This window comes from Devosia sp. (assembly GCF_028290435.1).
GTDB lineage: Bacteria > Pseudomonadota > Alphaproteobacteria > Rhizobiales > Devosiaceae > Devosia.
The window spans coordinates 1-18006 of sequence record NZ_JAQGJV010000034.1; the positions used below are offsets into that span (position 1 = coordinate 1).

15 protein-coding genes are annotated in these 18006 nt (G+C 63.8%); 9 read left to right on the forward strand and 6 right to left on the reverse strand.

The window, feature by feature from the left end; translation table 11 throughout:
• From JWP26_RS08950 to JWP26_RS08960, 3 genes are all read left to right on the forward strand, one after another.
• Window positions 1–1266, forward strand: a 1266-nt coding sequence (locus JWP26_RS08950) for a DUF4173 domain-containing protein (protein ID WP_299726004.1), incomplete at its 5' end; no start/stop codon positions are given.
• Window positions 1267–1272: 6 nt separating this feature from the next.
• The gene (locus tag JWP26_RS08955; RefSeq protein ID WP_299726007.1) at window positions 1273–1959 is read left to right on the forward strand and encodes a response regulator transcription factor; all 687 of its coding nucleotides are present in this window, start codon (window positions 1273–1275) and stop codon (window positions 1957–1959) included.
• Window positions 1956–2951: a HAMP domain-containing sensor histidine kinase gene (locus tag JWP26_RS08960; protein WP_299726010.1), complete on the forward strand. Its 996-nt coding sequence runs from the start codon at window positions 1956–1958 to the stop codon at window positions 2949–2951. The genes JWP26_RS08955 and JWP26_RS08960 overlap by 4 nt, the downstream gene beginning before the upstream one ends.
• On the opposite strand, the gene JWP26_RS08965 is transcribed toward JWP26_RS08960, so the two are convergent.
• A complete protein-coding gene (locus JWP26_RS08965) occupies window positions 2952–3416 on the reverse strand; it encodes a group III truncated hemoglobin (RefSeq protein ID WP_299726013.1) in 465 nt (154 codons plus the stop codon).
• Window positions 3409–4017: a metalloregulator ArsR/SmtB family transcription factor gene (locus JWP26_RS08970; protein ID WP_299726016.1), complete on the reverse strand. Its 609-nt coding sequence runs from the start codon at window positions 4015–4017 to the stop codon at window positions 3409–3411. Before JWP26_RS08970 ends, JWP26_RS08965 begins: the two co-directional genes overlap by 8 nt.
• Before the next feature lie 157 nt (window positions 4018–4174).
• Here JWP26_RS08970 and JWP26_RS08975 point away from each other — a divergent pair, with 157 nt between their 5' ends.
• The 4 genes from JWP26_RS08975 (at window position 4175) to JWP26_RS08990 (ending at window position 6254) form a co-directional block, all read left to right on the forward strand.
• Complete coding sequence (locus JWP26_RS08975; protein WP_299726019.1) at window positions 4175–4780, forward strand: superoxide dismutase; 606 nt, start codon at window positions 4175–4177, stop codon at window positions 4778–4780.
• Window positions 4781–4787: 7 nt separating this feature from the next.
• Window positions 4788–5330, forward strand: coding sequence for a flavin reductase family protein (locus tag JWP26_RS08980; RefSeq protein WP_299726022.1), 543 nt, complete (start codon window positions 4788–4790; stop codon window positions 5328–5330).
• A gap of 71 nt (window positions 5331–5401) precedes the next feature.
• Window positions 5402–5686 carry a hypothetical protein gene (locus JWP26_RS08985; RefSeq protein WP_299726025.1) on the forward strand — a complete coding sequence of 95 codons (285 nt, stop codon included), beginning with the start codon at window positions 5402–5404 and terminating at the stop codon, window positions 5684–5686.
• Between the two features lie 229 nt (window positions 5687–5915).
• The gene (locus tag JWP26_RS08990) at window positions 5916–6254 is read left to right on the forward strand and encodes a hypothetical protein (protein ID WP_299726026.1); all 339 of its coding nucleotides are present in this window, start codon (window positions 5916–5918) and stop codon (window positions 6252–6254) included.
• A gap of 568 nt (window positions 6255–6822) precedes the next feature.
• Here the strand turns inward: JWP26_RS08990 and JWP26_RS08995 are convergent.
• From JWP26_RS08995 to JWP26_RS09010, 4 genes are read right to left on the reverse strand one after another with little or no spacing between them, the layout of a single operon-like run.
• Window positions 6823–7851 carry a sulfate/molybdate ABC transporter ATP-binding protein gene (locus tag JWP26_RS08995; RefSeq protein ID WP_299726028.1) on the reverse strand — a complete coding sequence of 343 codons (1029 nt, stop codon included), beginning with the start codon at window positions 7849–7851 and terminating at the stop codon, window positions 6823–6825.
• Window positions 7852–7898: 47 nt separating this feature from the next.
• The gene (gene cysW, locus JWP26_RS09000) at window positions 7899–8771 is read right to left on the reverse strand and encodes a sulfate ABC transporter permease subunit CysW (RefSeq protein ID WP_299726031.1); all 873 of its coding nucleotides are present in this window, start codon (window positions 8769–8771) and stop codon (window positions 7899–7901) included.
• Window positions 8761–9615, reverse strand: coding sequence for a sulfate ABC transporter permease subunit CysT (gene cysT, locus JWP26_RS09005; RefSeq protein WP_299726034.1), 855 nt, complete (start codon window positions 9613–9615; stop codon window positions 8761–8763). The genes cysW and cysT overlap by 11 nt, the downstream gene beginning before the upstream one ends.
• Window positions 9616–9618: 3 nt before the next feature.
• Window positions 9619–10596, reverse strand: coding sequence for a sulfate ABC transporter substrate-binding protein (locus JWP26_RS09010; RefSeq protein ID WP_299726069.1), 978 nt, complete (start codon window positions 10594–10596; stop codon window positions 9619–9621).
• A gap of 424 nt (window positions 10597–11020) precedes the next feature.
• Here JWP26_RS09010 and JWP26_RS09015 point away from each other — a divergent pair, with 424 nt between their 5' ends.
• Window positions 11021–15688: an NAD-glutamate dehydrogenase gene (locus tag JWP26_RS09015; RefSeq protein WP_299726037.1), complete on the forward strand. Its 4668-nt coding sequence runs from the start codon at window positions 11021–11023 to the stop codon at window positions 15686–15688.
• Window positions 15689–15899: 211 nt separating this feature from the next.
• The gene (locus tag JWP26_RS09020) at window positions 15900–17969 is read left to right on the forward strand and encodes an ATP-dependent helicase (RefSeq protein ID WP_299726040.1); all 2070 of its coding nucleotides are present in this window, start codon (window positions 15900–15902) and stop codon (window positions 17967–17969) included.
• The last annotated feature ends 37 nt before the right edge of the window (window positions 17970–18006 follow it).

The following is an 18006-nucleotide window of genomic DNA, read 5'->3' on the forward strand; positions in this document are numbered from 1 at the left end:
TCGGTCCTGTCACTGAGCTTATCAGGACGCCTGCCTGCCCGCCTCACCACCTTGCCCGGCAAGCTGTTCGGTTTCGCCCTGCTGGCCCCGTTTCGCTGGATCGAGGACGGCGTGCAATTGCTCGCCAGTAAGGGCGGCACCGGGATCGGCCGCAGCATTATCCGCCAGGTCGTGATCTGGCTGGTGCCGGTTGGATGCGCGTTGGTGTTCGTCTGGCTGTTCAGTTCGGCCAATCCGCTGATCGAAACCGTGCTGGCCAAGCTCGATCCGTCGTTTCTCGAACAGTTCGCCGATCCGGGGCGCATCGTCCTCTGGATGATGGTGGCCGTCGTGGTCTGGCCGCTGCTGATCCCGCGCCTGTTCCAAAAGCGCCGCTTCAAGCCCGTGGCTGCCGATGTCGCGCCATTGCCCGAGGGATTGCTGTTCGGCTCGGCCGCGATCTTGCGCTCGTTGATCGTGTTCAACGCCATCTTTGCGGTGCAAACCGCGCTCGACCTGACCTATCTCTGGGGCGGCGTTGCCCTGCCCGAGGGCATGACCTTTGCCGATTACGCTCATCGCGGCGCCTATCCGCTGATTGCCACTGCCCTATTGGCCGGCGCCTTCGTGCTGGCTGCGATGCGGCCGGGCGGCGCTGGCGAGAAGAACCGGCTGATCCGCTGGCTGGTTTACGCCTGGATCGCCCAGAACATCATGCTGTGCGTCTCCTCGCTGCTGCGACTGGACCTTTACGTCGACGTTTATTCGCTGACCGAATTGCGCATTGCCGCTGGCATCTGGATGGCGCTGGTTGCTATCGGGCTGGCGCTGATCCTGACGCGCATTGCCTTGCGCAGGAACAATACCTGGCTGGTGGCAACCAATTGCGTGGCGCTGCTGGCGACGCTCTATGCCTGCGCCTTCGTGGATTTTTCCGCAGTGATTGCCGACTTCAACGTCAGCCACAGCGCGGAAATGGGCGGCGAGGGCGAGGGACTCGATCTTGTCTACCTGCAGCAGCTCGGCCCGACAGCCCTGCCGGCGCTCGATCGGTTCATTGCAAATCTCAAACCCTATCCGGTGCTCCCCCCCGCTAACGGCGATTACGGCGAATTCGTCAGCGTCGCGCCAGCGTTCCGCATCGAGATGGTCCAGACCTTCCTCGCCCGCGACACCGACTGGCGCGCCTGGAGTTTCCGCAACTGGCGGCTGGAGCAGTATCTAGCTGCGACCGCCATTGCAGTTTCGCCGCGAAGCGATAACAACTCGGACACTGTCCTACGGTAGTGCGCGATGCCCCAGCGAATCCTTGTCGTCGATGACGAGCCCCATATCCGCGACGTGATCTGCTTTGCGCTCGACAAGGCCGGCTTTGCCACCACCACCGCGCGCAATGGCGCCGAAGCCATGATGGCGGTGGGGCGCGGGGGCGTCGATTTCATCGTGCTCGATATCGGCATGCCGGAAATGGACGGGCTGGAGGTGTGCCGGCAGGTTCGCAAGTCCTCCAACCTGCCGATCCTGTTTCTCTCCGCCCGCGACGAGGAGATCGACCGCATTCTGGGGCTGGAAATGGGTGGCGATGATTATGTCACCAAGCCCTTCAGCCCGCGCGAACTGGTGGCGCGGGTCAAGGCCATCCTCAAGCGCAGCAGTGGCAGCGCCGGGCCGGACAAGGTGCTGGCCCATGGCAATCTGCGACTGGACCGCGCCCGGCACAGCGTCGCCGCCGGCGAAACGGAAATCGCGCTGACCGGGCTGGAATTTTCCATTCTCGAAGTGCTGCTGGCGCGGCCCGAACTGGTGTTCAGCCGCGAGCAATTGATGAGTGCCGCTTATGGGCCGGGCCTTTATGTGGCCGACCGCACCATCGACAGCCACATCCGCAATATCCGCGCCAAGTTCGCCGAAACCGGGCGCGCGGCGATCATCGCCACGGTGCATGGCGTCGGCTTCAAGCTCAGCCCGGACGCGAAATGAGTGGTCCGCGCATCACGCTCAAATGGCGGCCGTCGCTGGGGCTGATCGTGTTTTCGGTGCTGCTGACCGTGCTGGCCCTGCCCGCCTCGGTGGTGATCTGGTTCCGGGCTCTCGACAATACCAGCAGCCGCATGGGGCCGATTGAATTGGGCGCGCTGCTGGTGGCGCTGGTGCTGACCATCGGCATTGCCTTCGTGTTGACCCGCACCATCACCCTGCCGATTGCAGCTTTGGTGCTGCGCGCCCGCGAAATCGGCACTGGCGGCCGCGCTGCGATCCAGCCGCTTGACACTTACGGCACCAGCGAAATTGCCACTTTAGCCCAAGCCTTCTTCGATTTGGCCGCCCGCCTGGTCGACCGGTCGGACTATGTGCAGTCGTTCGCCGCTCACGTTTCGCATGAACTCAAATCCCCGCTGACCGCCATTCGCGGCGCCGCCGAGCTGCTGCGCGACGCCGAGATGACGCCAGAGGAACGCCGGCGCTTTCTCGATCATATCGTGGCCGATGCCGACCGGCTCGATGGCCTGCTAGTCCGCCTCCGCGAACTGGCGCGCGCCGAGCTTCCGATGAGCGGCGGCCATACCAGCCTCGCCGCTATCGCCGCAGATCTCTCTGCGCGCTTTCCCAGCCTTGTCGTGGAATTCGACCAAGAGACCAATCCCGGCATTGCCCTCTCCCCCGAAGTCGCCGCCATCGTCTTCGGTCATCTGGCCGACAATTCGCTCCAGCATGGCGCGACCCAACTGACGCTGTCCGCTGCCGCGAATGCCAATGCCGTCAGCATTGTCGCTGCCGATAACGGGAGAGGCATTTCACCCGGCAATCGGGCGCTAGTGTTTCAGCCGTTCTTTTCCACCCGCCGCTCTGAGGGCGGCACTGGCATGGGACTGGATATCGCCCGTGCCATGCTCGAAGCCCATGGCGCCAGCATCGCGCTGATCCAAAGCCAGGTCGGCGCGGCGTTCGAAATCACCGTGCCGACCGAATAGCTATTCGCGCGGTAACGGGCCCATGCGGGTCACGTCCTCGCCGCGCCGGACTGCGATATTGAGTCGGAAACTCTGGCCAACCCGTTCTGATCGCTCGATAAACAGCTCGGCGACATCAGGCGGGCACAGCTCCTGCGCGGTCTGGCGAAACAGCGCCAGCCAGCGCGAGAAATGCATGTCGGAAAGCTCGGGAATGGCCATATGCTTGGGCATCGGCCGGCCCCCATAGGTGCCTGTGCCAAGCAGCATCGAAGACCAGAAGCTGGTGATCTTGTCGATATGCTCGGGCCAATCCGCCTCGGCGATGACGCGGTTGAACACCGGGCCGATCACATCGTCCGCACGCGCCTTGGCATAAAAACTATCCACCACCGCGCGAACCATGGGCTCGTCCAGCGCCTCGGGAATCTCCCAGCCAGTGCGGGTCAGCCGCGTGCCGACAGGCGGACGCACGGGATCAGTCATGCGTGTCGTCCTTGCCCGGCGTGATCGTATAGGCGCAGCGGCGTGCGCCAGCGAGCATGTGTTCATTGCGCCGCACTTCAGCGCCCAGCACGGTCTGGAACACTTCGAGCTCCGCCCGACAAAAGCCTTGGCAGACAGCGGCAGCGGCGCAAATGGGGCAATGGTTTTCCATCAGCACCAGAGTGCCGTCTGGCTCCTCGCGCCATTCGGCCATATAGCCTTCGGCGGAGCGGATATCGGCCAGCGCCGCCACCTTGTCGCGCAGGCTAATGCGGTCTTCCATAGCCGCACCATAGCTGGCCAGCGTCTGCGTTTCGCGGGCCGCCACGATGGCGTCGAGCGCGCCCTCCCCCAGCGTATTGCGCACGATATCAAGCATCTGCACCGTCAGCGCCGCATGAGTATCGGGGAACCGCGTCGCCGCCTGCGCCGTCAGCCGCCAGATTTGCAGCGGCCGCCCCACGGGCCCCGGCTGATCGCTCGCCGCAACCAGTCCGTCCTTGGCGAGTTTGACCAATTGCTGGCGCGCCGCCTCGCCGGTTGTGCCCAGCATGTCGCCAAGCCGCGCCGAAGACAGCGCCCCATGCATTTTCAAGGCCATGAGAATCCGCTCCGCCGGATCGCGTGGCGACCAGGCGGTGTTTTGCATTCCCTGACTTGACTTAGGCGTGTCGATGGTTTTCAAAGCCATGGCTTGGAATTATACGTCCCGGCGGGGAATTGCAAGATTCGCCGCGTAACGAAAAGAGGAGCCCACCATGGCCTTCACCCTTCCGAACCTGACCTACGCGCATTCCGCCCTTGCCGACAAAGGCATGAGCCAGGAAACCCTTGAGCTGCACCACGACAAGCACCACCAGGCCTACGTGACTGCGCTCAACGGCTTCGTGGAAAAGAACGCCGATCTGCAGGGCAAGTCGCTCGAAGAAATCATCGCCTTCGCCAATGGCAAGGCTGACCTGGCCCCCGTATTCAACAATGCTGGCCAGCATTGGAACCACATCCACTTCTGGAATGCGCTGAGCCCCACGGGCGGCAAGCTGGGCGGCTCGCTTGAAGCCAAGATCATCGCCGATTTCGGTAGCGTCGATGCGTTCAAGGACGCTTTCAAAACTGCGGCGACCACGCAGTTCGGTTCGGGCTGGGCCTGGCTGGTGCTGGGTTCGGATGACAAGCTCAAGACTGCCAAGACCCCGAACGGCTCCAATCCCCTCGCCACCGGCGAAGGCAAGCCGCTGCTTGGCCTCGACGTCTGGGAGCACAGCTACTACGTCGATTTCCGCAATCGCCGTCCGGATTATGTGACCAACTTCCTCGACAAGCTGGCCAATTACGAATTCGCCGAAGCCAACCTCAAGGCCTAAATATCCCGTGTTGCCCGATGATGGTTTCGCGCTGACCGAAATGCGCCTGCGCGAACCGGCCCACCCGCCGGTTCGCCTCGCCGAGTTCCGCGAGACCATGGGGTCGATGGCCGCGACCGTCAGTGTCGTCACCACCACCCATGCGCGCGAAACCATTGGCAGGACGGTGACCGCCGCCCTGTCGCTGGGCGCCACGCCGCCCTCCGTCCTCGTTTCCATCGACATTACCGCGCGCCTTGCCGATCTCATTCTGATGTCACGCGGCTTCTCCATGGCCATGCTGGCGCAAGGGCAGGAGCTGATCGGCGACGCCTTTGCCGGCAAGCTGGGCGATGACCGCTTTACCTATGGCGAATGGGGCAGCTGGCCTTCGGGCAATCCGATGCTGATGGGCGCCGTCGCCACGCTGGATTGCGAATTGATCGGCAGTATCGAAACTGGCACCCACGTGCTGTTCGCCGGCGCCATCGTGCATAGCGAGATTTCGCCCCAGCTTGAGCCACTGATCTGGCATCGCCACCGCTATCGGACATTGACGGATCAGGTTTGAGGCGAGCACACTGCTCGGGTTGCAACCATTGTTTGCGTTGCGGCTTTTCCCTTCCTCCCAGGAAGCTCACCGTGCCGAAATACTATTTCCATTACCGCACCGATGACGGCGTCGTCCGCGACGACAAGGGCGACGAGCTCGAAGACCTCGATGCCGCCGAGCGCCACGCCGCCGAACTTGGCCAGGCCATTATCGGCCGTGCGCTGGGCGCAGGCGACGACCCCAAGGCGCCGCGCTCTATCGAGATCACCGATTCAACCGGCGAAGAACTGCTCTACGTGGTGTTCTGGGCCAGCCCCGAGCCGGTGGACAAGGGCAAGCCGGGCACAGTGGTCGAGCCGGTGACGCTGCACTGAGGTTCGCTCAGGCAAAAATTCTTCCCCACCCACCGCCCTTCCCGCGGGCTTGATCCGCAGGCCTCTGGCCGCTTGTGCAGTGTTGAGAGTGGCCCGCGGATCAAGTCCGCGGGAGGGACGGTGGTTGTGGTTTCAGGTGGTTGTGGTTCCATCAGTGTCGAGCCGGCAATGCCGTTCTGACTCTGGACAGCACCACCCCCATTTGCTTACCTCCGCGCGGAGGATTTTCATGGAAATTGCGATCATCAGCGTCGGCGCAGTCGTTATCCTGGCCATTGCGCTGGTCATCGGGCTGAACGCCCGGCGCCGCATCAAGCTGCTGGCCAAATATGACGACCAGCATGCTGTCGACATGATCATGTCCAGGCGCATCTGGGAGGGCATGACCCAGGAGCAGTTGATCGACGCCTGGGGCCGCCCCGCCGAAATCGACGAGCGCGTTCTCAAGACCAAGACCGCCCACGTCTACAAATACAATCGGTCCGGCAAAGCCAGCTTCCGCGACAAGGTAAAGCTGGACGATGGCGTGGTTATTGGATGGGACCAGAAGGGGCGGCGGGAGAGTTAGGGACCACGCGAGGGCCGGGGTTGGCATAGGGAACGAATGCCACCCCACCCACCGCCCTTCCTGCGGGCTTGACCCGCGGGCCACTCTCAACTCGGCACAAGCAGGCGAGAGACCCGCGGACCAAGTCCGCGGGAAGGCGGTCGCGTGGATGAGATCGCGCGCCTTACTGACGGTCTCTAGTTAGCGGCCCCTAAAACGACCGCCACCTTTTCGCCTCCTAGTCGGCGTGAGTAAATTGGCGACCGGCAAACTGAAACCGGCCGGGATCTACAAAAACTTCCATGCTTGAAGCCGTGCCATCCTCACAAACAACGAGCTTTCGCGCGTAGTCGGAAGCGCAGTGCGTTTCCGGCCTTCCCGGCACGCGCAGCGTCCATCCGCGGTCGTCGCTTGCCAGGACCGCCCCGTCGCTCGCGCGCAATGTCGGCAACACTGCGCAGCCACTGACCAAGCAAGCCGTCATGGCAATCGACAATGCGACTTGGGTTGCTGTCATTTAATGAACCTGCCCATCTTTAATGGTTGGCAGTTGACAGGTTCCCACGCAAACAAATTTGTGGGGTGTCCCCTAGAACAACCGCCACCGCTTGGGCCGGAACGACAGCCGTGTCTTTTCCCCGGCCGGATGATCGAATGGCAGATCGACTTCGACCTTGTGGCCTTCGCCGCCAATTTCGAGTTCTACCCGGCGCGTACCGCCGACGCGGCGCGATGATGTCACCACACCAGCCAGCGACGCATCGTGTTCGACCAGCTCTACATCGTGCGGACGGAAGAACAGGCGCGCCTCGCCGGTTTTGCTGTCCGGTGCTGGAACGCCGATGGCGCGGCCACCTGACCAAAGTTCGCCGTTTTCCACCGTCACCGGCAATTCGCTGGATTCCCCGATAAAGCCGAAGACGAAGGGCGAGATGGGGCTGTCATAGACGGTGTCGGGCGAGCCGACCTGTTCGATCTTGCCCTGGCTCATGACGCAGAGCCGATCCGCCAGTTCGAGCGCTTCTTCCTGATCATGGGTCACGAACACCGTCGTATGCCCGGTGCGGTCGTGCATTTCGCGCAGCCATTTGCGCAGCTCGCGCCTTACCTGCGCGTCGAGGGCGCCGAAGGGTTCGTCGAGCAGCAGCACGCCCGGCTCGATCGCCAAGGCCCGTGCCAAGGCCACGCGCTGCCGCTGGCCGCCCGAGAGCTGGTTGGGGTAGCGCTTTTCCAGCCCCGAAAGCTGGACCAGATCGAGAAGTTCCATGGCCCGGCGGCGGATTTCGCCGGCTGGCGGCCGCGTGGCGCGCGGGCGCACGCTCAGGCCGAAGGAGACGTTTTCCAGGATCGTCATGTGCCGGAACAGCGCATAATGCTGGAACACGAAGCCGATATTGCGCTCCTGCACGGTCTTTTCCGAGGCGTCGATATCGCCAAAGAATACCTTGCCGTCGGTCGGCGTTTCGAGACCCGCGATGAGCCGCAGCAGCGTGGTCTTGCCGGAACCGGACGGCCCCAGCAGCGCGATCAGCTCGCCCGAATGGATATCGAGCGAGACGTCGTGCAACGCGGGAAATCGGTCGAATTCCTTGCGCACATTGGCAATGCGAACTTGCATATAAAGACTGGTCCCAAGTCTGGTGGCGGCCGTGGCCGCGAGTGCATCTAGTGACGGCCGGTGGCCGCGAGTTCATCGCCGAAGCGCCATTCCAGAAACGACTTCAGCACCAGTGTCAACAGGGCCAGCATGGCCAGTAGCGACGCCAGAGCAAAGGCGGCGGCGCCATTATACTCGTTGTAGAGGATTTCCACCTGCAGCGGGATGGTCGTGGTCTTGCCCCGGATCTTGCCGGAAACCACCGCCACCGCGCCGAACTCGCCCATGGCGCGGGCATTGCACAGCAGCACCCCATAGAGCAGGCCCCAGCGAATATTGGGCACCGTGACGCGCCAGAAGGTCTGCCAACCGTTGGCCCCCAGCGACAGCGCCGCCTCCTCGTCGCCGGTGCCCTGGTCCTGCATCAGCGGGATCAGTTCGCGGGCGACGAAGGGGAAGGTGACGAAGATGGTGGCGAGGATAATGCCCGGCAGCGCGAACAACACCTCGATGCCATAGGATTTGAGCCATGGGCCCAGGAAGCTGCCAGCGCCGAACAGCAGGACATAGACCATGCCCGAAATCACCGGCGACACCGAAAACGGCAGGTCGATCAGCGTGATCAGGAAGGCCTTGCCCTTGAACTCGAATTTGGCGATGGCCCAGGAGGCGCAGACGCCGAAGACGACGTTCAGCGGCACCGCGACCGCTGCCACCAGCAGGGTCAGGCGAATGGCGCTCTGGGCGTCCTTGTTGACCAGGGCCGAAAAATACGCCCCGACGCCCTTGGCGAAAGCCTCGATGAAGACCGACCACAGCGGCAGGATGAGGAACAGCGCCATGAATAGCAGGCAGAGGAAGATCGCGATCACCTGGACCGTCCGGCTTTCGCTGACGGGGGAGGTGTGATGGCGGTGAAGATGTCTGATCTTAGTTGCCATAGCCAAACCTCTTGCGGCTCCAGGCCTGGATCAGGTTGATGAAGAACAGCATCGCGAACGAGATGATGAGCATCACCGCGGCGATCACCGTGGCACCGACATAGTTGAATTCCTGCAGCCGGATATAAATCAGCAGCGGGGCGATTTCCGACACGAACGGAATATTGCCGGCGATGAAGATCACCGAGCCGTATTCACCGACGCCACGGGCGAAGGCCAGCGCGAAACCCGTCAGGATGGCGGGGGTCAGGCTGGGCAGGATGACGCGCGTAATGGTCTGAAAGCGCGATGCGCCGAGCGTGGCGCTGGCTTCCTCGACCTCGCGGCTGACCTCTTCGAGAATGGGCTGGATGGTGCGCACGACAAACGGCAGGCCGATGAAAATCATGGCGATGACGATACCGATCGGCGTGTAGGCGATGCGGAAGGGAAACCACTGCCCGACGATACCGTTCGGCGCATAAATCGCGGTCAGCGCAATGCCCGCGACCGCCGTTGGCAGCGCGAAGGGCAAATCCACCACCGCATCAAAAATGCGGCGGCCGGGAAAGCGATAGCGCACCAGCACCCAGGCGATCAGGGTGCCGAAGATGACATTGACGCCGGCTGCGATCAGCGCTGTGACGAAGCTGACCCGGAGGGCGCCAAGCACCCGCGGATCGGTCGCGGCCTTCCAGAACCCGTCAAAGCCGAGCCCGGCACTGCGAATGCCGAGCGCGATCATCGGGATGAACACAATCAGAGAGAAGTAGGCGAGCGTAAAGCCGAGCGTCAAACCGAAACCCGGTATGACGCTCGGCTGTTTCAATCGCCAACCATCCCGTTTCGGGGTGGTTGATGTCATATGCTACTGGCCCGCGACTGGTGTGTAGATCTGGTCGAATATACCACCATCGCCGAAGAATTTGGGCTGGGCTTCTTTCCATCCACCGAAATCCTCGATGGTGGACAGTTTGATGTCCGGGAAGCGCGCAATATCCTCGGGCTTTGCCAGTTCAGGATGGAACGGACGGTAGTAGTTGGCGGCCGCAATGGTCTGGCCTTCGGCGGAATACAGATACTTCAGATATTCCTCGGCGATATCGCGGGTGCCCTTCTTGTCGACATTGACATCGACCACGGCAACCGGAGGCACGGCCAGGATGGAAAGCGACGGATTGACGATTTCGAAGGCGTCGGGGCCGAGTTCATCGAGCGCCAGATAGGCTTCGTTTTCCCAGGCCAGCAACACGTCGCCGATGCCACGCTGCACGAAAGTGGTGGTCGAACCACGCGCGCCGGTATCGAGCACAGGCACGTGCTTGTAGAGATTGGCGACGAATTCCTGCGCGGTGGCATCGCTGCCGCCCGGCTGTGCCTTGGCCCAGGCCCAGGCAGCCAGCAGGTTCCAGCGCGCACCGCCCGAAGTCTTGGGGTTAGGCGTGATCACTTCGATGCCGTCCTTGACCAGGTCACCCCAGTCCTTGATCGCCTTGGGATTGCCCTTGCGGACCAGGAACACGATGGTGGACGTATAGGGCGCGTTGTTGTTTTCGAACGTGCCCTTCCAGTCCTTCTTGATCAGCGCGCCGGGGGAATTGGCGATGGCGTCGATGTCGCTTTCCAGCGCCAGGGTGACGACGTCGGCTTCAAGGCCGTCGATCACGGTGCGCGCCTGGGCGCCAGAGCCGCCATGAGTGGCTTCAACCGTAATAGTCTCGCCCTTGAGCTCCTGCCAATGCTTGACGAAGGCCTCGTTATACGCGGCGTAGAGCTCGCGGGTGGGGTCGTAGGAGGCGTTGATGATGCTGCGTTCCTGGGCATGCGCCGTGACGGCAAAGCCCATCGACAGCGATGCCGCCAGCGCGACATAGGCAAATATTCTGGTAGCGCTTTTCATATCTATAGCTCCCCATAAACCGATGCCTAAAGACTACTTGAACACTGGAGTATTACAAGGCGCAGCGCCTGCGCCAAATCCCCCTTGGCAGAAAATGCTTTGCCAAAAACGGCTCCAGCCGCGCAAAATGATCGCCGCGAGGGCCAATTCGACCATTCCGGCGCAATTTCATTTCAAATCTTAACAGGGGCCTAATTGCCGCCGGCACGACATTTTCAAACTGGCAACGGGCAAGATGGCGGGCGGTTCCAGATGGCGGCGCTTCAGAACCTGTCATCAGGCCATCGCGTGAGGCCGATACCTCACGAAGTCACGCGACATCAGGCGGTCACTGCGCCAAACTCCGCGCAATGATAAGGGGAGAATCACGGTGCAGGCGACTATCCATTCCGTCCGCGATGCGGTGCTGAGCCGCGCCGAGGCGCTGTCTTCCCACGAGCCGGACTTCGCCCGGTTTCTCAAGACCGCCACACTGGCCGGCGCCGCCGAGGATCTGGCCGGGCTATCCCCCGATTGGCTCGAGGCCGTGCTGCGACGCACCTATGCCCATGTCTGCAACTACACCGGCGCCGCCAGCAGCGTCATCCTGACGCCGCCGGAGACCGCGTCGGCGCCGCTGGTGATCGATATCATTTCGCCGGACATGCCGTTCATCGTCGATAGCGCACTGGCGGCAGTCCGCGCCGCTGGCGGCACGATCCGGCTGTTCGCCCATCCGGTCATCCACTACGATGGCCGGGCCCTCAGCGTGCTGCACATCCATAGCGATCCGGTCGCCGATCTCGGCGTGATGCAGGCCGAGCTCGACGGCACCATGGCCGATGTCGGCCGCGCCGTCGCCGATTGGCAGAACATGCTGGAGCGCGTTCGCGCCGCGGCCAAGGAACTGAGCGCCTCCCCGGCCAAGACCCGCGACGAGGCCGTGCTGTTCCTCGACTGGCTGGCCGAGAACAATTTCACCTTCCTGGGCGCCCGCCAATATCGCCTCGATGGCGCGCAATTGGCGCCCCTGCCCGAAACCGGCCTCGGCATCATGGCCGACCCGGCGCTCAAAGTGCTGCGCAGTGGCGCTGAATTCGTCGAGACCACCCCCGCCCATACCGATTTCATGGCCTCTGCCGAGCCGCTGCTGATCACCAAGGCCAATATCCGGGCGCGTGTCCACCGCCGCCAGCATCTCGATTATGTCGGGGTCAAACTCTATGGGGCCGACGGCAAAGCCACCGGCGAACTCCGCATTGTCGGGCTGTTCACTTCCCAAGCCATGGCGACGCCGCATAGCGAAGTGCCGATCATCCGCCGCAAGCTGGGCGAGGTGATGCGCCGCTCCGGCGTCGATCCCCAAGGCCATGATGGCCGCGCCCTCCTCAGTGCCCTCGACAGCTACCCCCGCGACGAACTGTTCCAGGTCACCACCGACGAGCTACTGGAATTCACCACCGCCATTGCGGGGCTCTACGATCGCCCACGCGTCCGCGTGCTGCCGCGCATCGACCGCTTCGACAACTTCGTCTCCATCCTCGTCTTCGTGCCCCGCGACCGCTACGACAGCGCCGCCCGCTCGCGCATCGCGCAATACCTGGCTCAGCAATATGATGGCCGCATCTCGGCCTATTACCCGCATTTCCCCGAAGGCGACCTTGTGCGCCTGCACGTCATCATCGGCCGCGTCGCCGGCGCCACGCCGCGCCCGAGCCGTGCCGAACTTGAGGCGCGCGTCGAGGAACTGACCGCCACATTTGGCGACATGCTGGTGGCCGCCGCCCCCGATCCGGCCACGGTCAGCGATTATCGCAACGCGTTCTCGCAGGCTTACCAGTCCCGCCACGGCAGTGCCGAGGCGCTCGAAGACATCGCCATCCTGCGCACCCTCGCCGATGGCGCCCGCATCGCCATCAGGCTGCACAACCGCACCGGCGGCGACGGCGCCCTGGGCCTCAAATTCTACCACCACGGCAGCGCCATTCCCCTCAGCGATCGCGTCCCCATGCTCGAAGCCTTCGGCTTTCGCGTCATCGACGAGCGCACCTATACGCTGACCCCGCGCGACGGCACCGAGCGCTATATCCACGACCTCGTGCTCGCCCGCGCCGACGGCAAGGCCTTCGACATGGCCGCGCTTGGCCCTCCCGTCGAAACCGGCCTGCTCGCCGTTTGGGAAGGCCGCGCCGAAAGCGACGGGCTCAACGCGCTCGTGCTGACAGCGGGCCTCGGCTGGCACGATGCCGCCCTGCTCCGCGCCCTGTCGCGCTACCTGCGCCAGATCGGCATTTCCTATTCGCAGCGCTATATCGCCCAGGTGCTGGTGACGCAGTCAGCAGCCGCCGCGGCGCTGATCCGCGTGTTCGATGCCCGTCTTAACCCGGCCCAGACCGGCAATGCCGACGCCGCCCGCGCCGAGATCGACACCGCCCTCGAAGCCATGGCGTCGCTGGATGAGGACACTATCATCCGCCGCTTCCTCAACCTGGTTGAAAGCGCGCTGCGGACCAACATCTGGCAGCACGACGCCGAGGGAAATGCCCGCCCTGCCCTGTCGATTAAGTTCGACAGCGCCAAGGTCGACGGCATGGTCGCCCCGCGCCCGTTCCGCGAAATCTTCGTCTATTCGCCACGCGTCGAGGGCATCCATATGCGCTTCGGCGCCATTGCCCGCGGCGGCATCCGCTGGTCGGATCGGCCCGAAGATTTCCGCACCGAAGTGCTCGGCCTGGTCAAGGCGCAGCAGGTCAAGAACGCCGTCATCGTGCCGGTCGGCGCCAAGGGCGGCTTCGTGCCCAAGCATCTGGTGGCCGGCATGCCGCGCGAGGCCTTCGCCGCCGAGGGCGTTGCCAGCTACAAGATCTTCATCGGCGCGCTGCTCGACATCACCGACAACCTGGTCGGCAATGATGTCGTACCGCCCAAGGACACCATCCGCATCGACGGCAACGACCCCTACCTCGTCGTCGCCGCCGACAAGGGCACGGCCAGCTTTTCCAACACGGCCAATGCCATCGCCATTGAGCGCGGCTACTGGCTCGGCGACGCCTTCGCCTCGGGCGGCTCGGCCGGCTACGACCACAAGGAAATGGGCATCACCGCCCGCGGCGGCTGGGAAGCGGTCAAGCGCCACTTCCGCGAAATCGATCGCGATATCCAGAAACAACCCTTCACCGTCGTGGGTGTCGGCGACATGAGCGGCGACGTGTTCGGCAATGGCATGCTGCTCTCGCCCGAAATCCGTCTGCTCGCGGCGTTCGATCACCGCGATATCTTCATCGATCCCAATCCGAATGCCGCCGCGAGCCTTGCCGAACGCCACCGCCTGTTCGAACTGCCGCGCTCGAGTTGGCAGGATTACAAAGCGCCGATTTCCGAAGGCGGCGGCATTTTCTCGCGCAGCCTCAAGGCCATCCCACTCAGCCCGCAAATGCAGGCTTTGCTCGGCCTCGCCGGTGCCCACGCCACGCCCGCCGAAGTCATGTCCGCCATCCTCAGGGCCGATGTGGACCTGCTGTGGTTCGGCGGTATCGGCACTTATGTGCGCGCGACAGCCGAGTCCAACCTGGCCGTCGGCGACCGCGCCAATGACGCGGTCCGCGTTACCGCCAGCCAGCTCCGCGCCAAGGTTGTCGGCGAAGGCGCCAATCTGGGCACGACCCAGCTCGCCCGCGTCGAATATGCGCTGGCCGGCGGCCGCATCAATTCAGACGCCATCGATAACTCAGCCGGCGTGAACTCGTCCGATCTGGAAGTGAACATCAAGATCGCGCTGCAGCCGCTGCTGGCCGACGGCACGTTCGCGATGGAAGAGCGCAATGCCTTCCTCGCCTCGATGACCGACGAGGTGGCGGCGCTATGCCTGCGCAACAATTACCTGCAGCCGCTGGCCATCTCGCTGGCGCAGCGTGCCGGCCTCGCCGAACTGCCGGATCAACGCGAACTCATGGCGCGCCTTGAAGTCCGCGGCCTGCTCGACCGCGCCGTCGAGTTCCTGCCCACCGACGCCGCGCTTGATGCGCGCGCTGCCGCCGGACAGGCCCTGACCCGGCCCGAACTGGCCGTGTTGCTCGCCTATGCCAAGCTGACGCTCTATGCCGACCTGCTCAACGATGGCGAGCTGGACGACGATTACCTGGCGGGCGAGCTGTTCCGCTATTTCCCCGAAACGCTGCACACGACCTATCCGCATGCGGTCGAAACCCATCGCCTGCGCCGCGAAGTCATCGCCACGGTGCTGGCCAATGCCATGATCAATCGCGGCGGCCCCGCCTATGTCACCGAACTCACCTCCGCCACCAGCGCCAGTGCCGGCGAAATCGCCCTCGCCTATGCCGCCACCCGCGATATCTATGGCCTCACCGAGATCAACACCGCGATCGACGGCCTCGATGGCGCGGTGGGCGGGGAAGTCCAGCTCTCGCTCTACGCGGCCGTAGAAGCCCTGCTGCGCCAGGAAACGCTCTGGTTCCTGCGCAATGCCGATGTCACCAAGGGTCTCACGGCTCTGGTCTCGCGCCATGCCGACGCCGTGGCCAGCCTCAAAACCCTGCTCGCTACCACCCTGCCCGCGCCGCTCGCCACCGCGGTGGGCAACACTGCGCAGGCGCTGGTGGTGCAAAAGGTGCCCGCCGCCACCGCCCAGCGTATCGCCGAACTTGGCGTACTGTCTTTCGCCAGCGATATCGCGCTGGTCAGCGAACGCAGCAATGTCCCGGTCGCCGACGCCGCCGAGGCCTTCTTCGCCGTGCTGGCGCAGTTCTCGCTGTGGCCGGTTATCGAACAAGGCCGCACGCTGGTACTCTCCGACCGCTTCGAGCGCATGGCCCTCGACCGCGCCCTCGCCAACCTGCTCCGCGCCCAACGCGACCTCACCGCCGACGTGCTGGCTGCCGGTGGCGGCTCGATCGCCGAGCGCATCACGGCATGGAAAGCCGGCACACCGGGCGTCGAGCGTTCAGCCCTGTCAGTCGGCGAACTTACCCAAGGCACGTTGACGGTATCTCGGTTGTCGGTAGCAGCAGGTCTGCTGGCGGACTTGGCGCAGGCTTCGTAGGGGCAGACACCCTCATCGGGCGCTGCGCGCCACCTTCTCCCCGGCGGGGAGAAGAATAGAGGAGCCGAGCTCTCAAGATTCCTCTCCCCGTCGGGGAGAGGGTGGCTGAGCGCAGCGGAGGCCGGGTGAGGGTGTCTGCCACCCCCATTCACCCATTGCGAACAAAACGCGAATAGTCTCATCTGGCCTCTTGCACCCACAGGTCCGATTCGTGCTCGCCAGTCCTGCCTATCTCGATAAGCTCAACCCCGAGCAGCGCCGCGCGGTGGAGCATGGCATTGGCAATGCGACACCCGGCCCGCTGCTGGTCATCGCCGGCGCCGGCTCCGGCAAAACCAATACCTTGGCCCATCGCGTCGCCCACCTGATCGTCAGCGGCGCCGATCCGCGCCGTATCCTCTTGATGACCTTCTCACGCCGCGCCGCCAGCGAAATGCGCCGCCGCGTCGAGCGCATCGCCGCACAAGTGATGGGCCCCGGCTCGGGCGTGATGACCGACGCACTAAGCTGGGCCGGCACGTTCCACGCCATAGGCGCCCGCATCCTGCGCGAACACGCTGCCGAAATCGGCCTCGATCAGGCCTTCACCATCCACGACCGCGAAGATTCCGCGGACCTCATGAACCTGGTCCGCCACGAACTCGGCCTGACCGATGCCAAGAGCCGCTTTCCGACCAAGGGCACCTGCATCGCCATCTATTCACGCGTGGTCAACGCCCAGGGCGATCTCGACGAGGTGCTGAAAACCGTCTTCCCCTGGTGCGCCATGTGGGGCGCCGAACTGCGCACCCTGTTCGGCGCCTATGTCGAAGCCAAGCAGCACCAGGGCGTGCTCGATTATGACGACCTGCTCCTTTATTGGGCGATGATGATGGCCAATGCCGATATCGCGGCCAGTATTTCGGGCAAGTTCGACCACGTGCTGGTCGACGAATATCAGGACACCAACCGCCTGCAATCCTCGGTACTACTGGCGCTCAAGCCTCAGGGCCACGGCCTCACCGTCGTCGGCGACGATGCCCAGTCGATCTATTCGTTCCGCGCCGCCACCGTCCGCAATATTCTCGATTTCCCCATGGCCTTCACGCCGCCGGCCGATATCGTCACGCTGGACCGCAATTATCGCTCGACCCAGCCCATCCTCGCCGCCGCCAATGCGGTAATCGACCTCGCCAGCGAACGCTTCACCAAGAACCTGTGGACCGATCGCGAGGCATCCGCAAAACCCTATCTGGTGACGGTCCGCGACGAGGCCGACCAGGCGCGCTATGTGGTCACCCGCATCCTCGAAGCCCGCGAGGGCGGCACGGCACTGAAATCCCAGGCCGTGCTGTTCCGCACCTCCAGCCATTCCGGCCCGCTCGAAATCGAACTGACGCGGCGCAACATTCCCTTCGTCAAATTTGGCGGCCTCAAATTCCTCGATGCCGCCCATATCAAGGATCTACTGGCCATCCTGCGCTGGGCCGAAAATCCGCGCGACCGCGTCGCCGGCTTCCGCGTGCTGCAACTGCTGCCCGGTATCGGCCCCGGCACCGCCGGTCGCGTGCTCGATGCCATGGCGACTGGCCCCGATCCGATCTGGGCTTTGGGCGAAATCCCGCCGCCACCCCGCGCGGAGGAAGGCTGGCCGAGCCTGGTCGAGCTGATGCGGCGCCTCGGCAAGCGCGACGCCGGCTGGCCGTTGGAACTCGGCTATGCCCGGCTCTGGTACGAACCATTGCTGGAACGCGCCTATGAGGACGCCACCGTCCGGCAGGCCGATATCCTGCAGCTCGAACAGATCGCCGGCGGCTATGCGTCGCGCGAAAAGTTCCTCACCGAACTCACCCTTGATCCACCCGACGCCACGTCGGACCAGGCCGGCGTGCCGCATCTCGACGAGGACTACCTGATCCTCTCCACAATCCATTCCTCCAAGGGCCAGGAGTGGAAATCGGTGCATGTGCTCAACGTCGTCGATGGCGCCATCCCGTCGGACCTGGGCACCGGCTCGACCCATGAGCTGGAGGAGGAACGCCGCCTGCTTTACGTGGCGATGACCCGCGCCATGGACGAGCTGCACTTGATCGTGCCGCAACGCTTCTTCGTCACCCAGCAGGCCAAGCATGGCGACCGGCACCTCTACGCCCAGCGCACCCGCTTCATCCCCCGTTCGATGACCACCCTTTTCGAGGACATCTTCTGGCCCGCCGTCACCCCGGCTTCGATCACCGGCATCGCGCCGCAGGCGCCCCGGATCGACATCGGCGCGCAGTTGCGCACTATGTGGTCGAAGTAGAGCAAGCGGCGAAAAGGTGGGAACCGACAGTTTGATG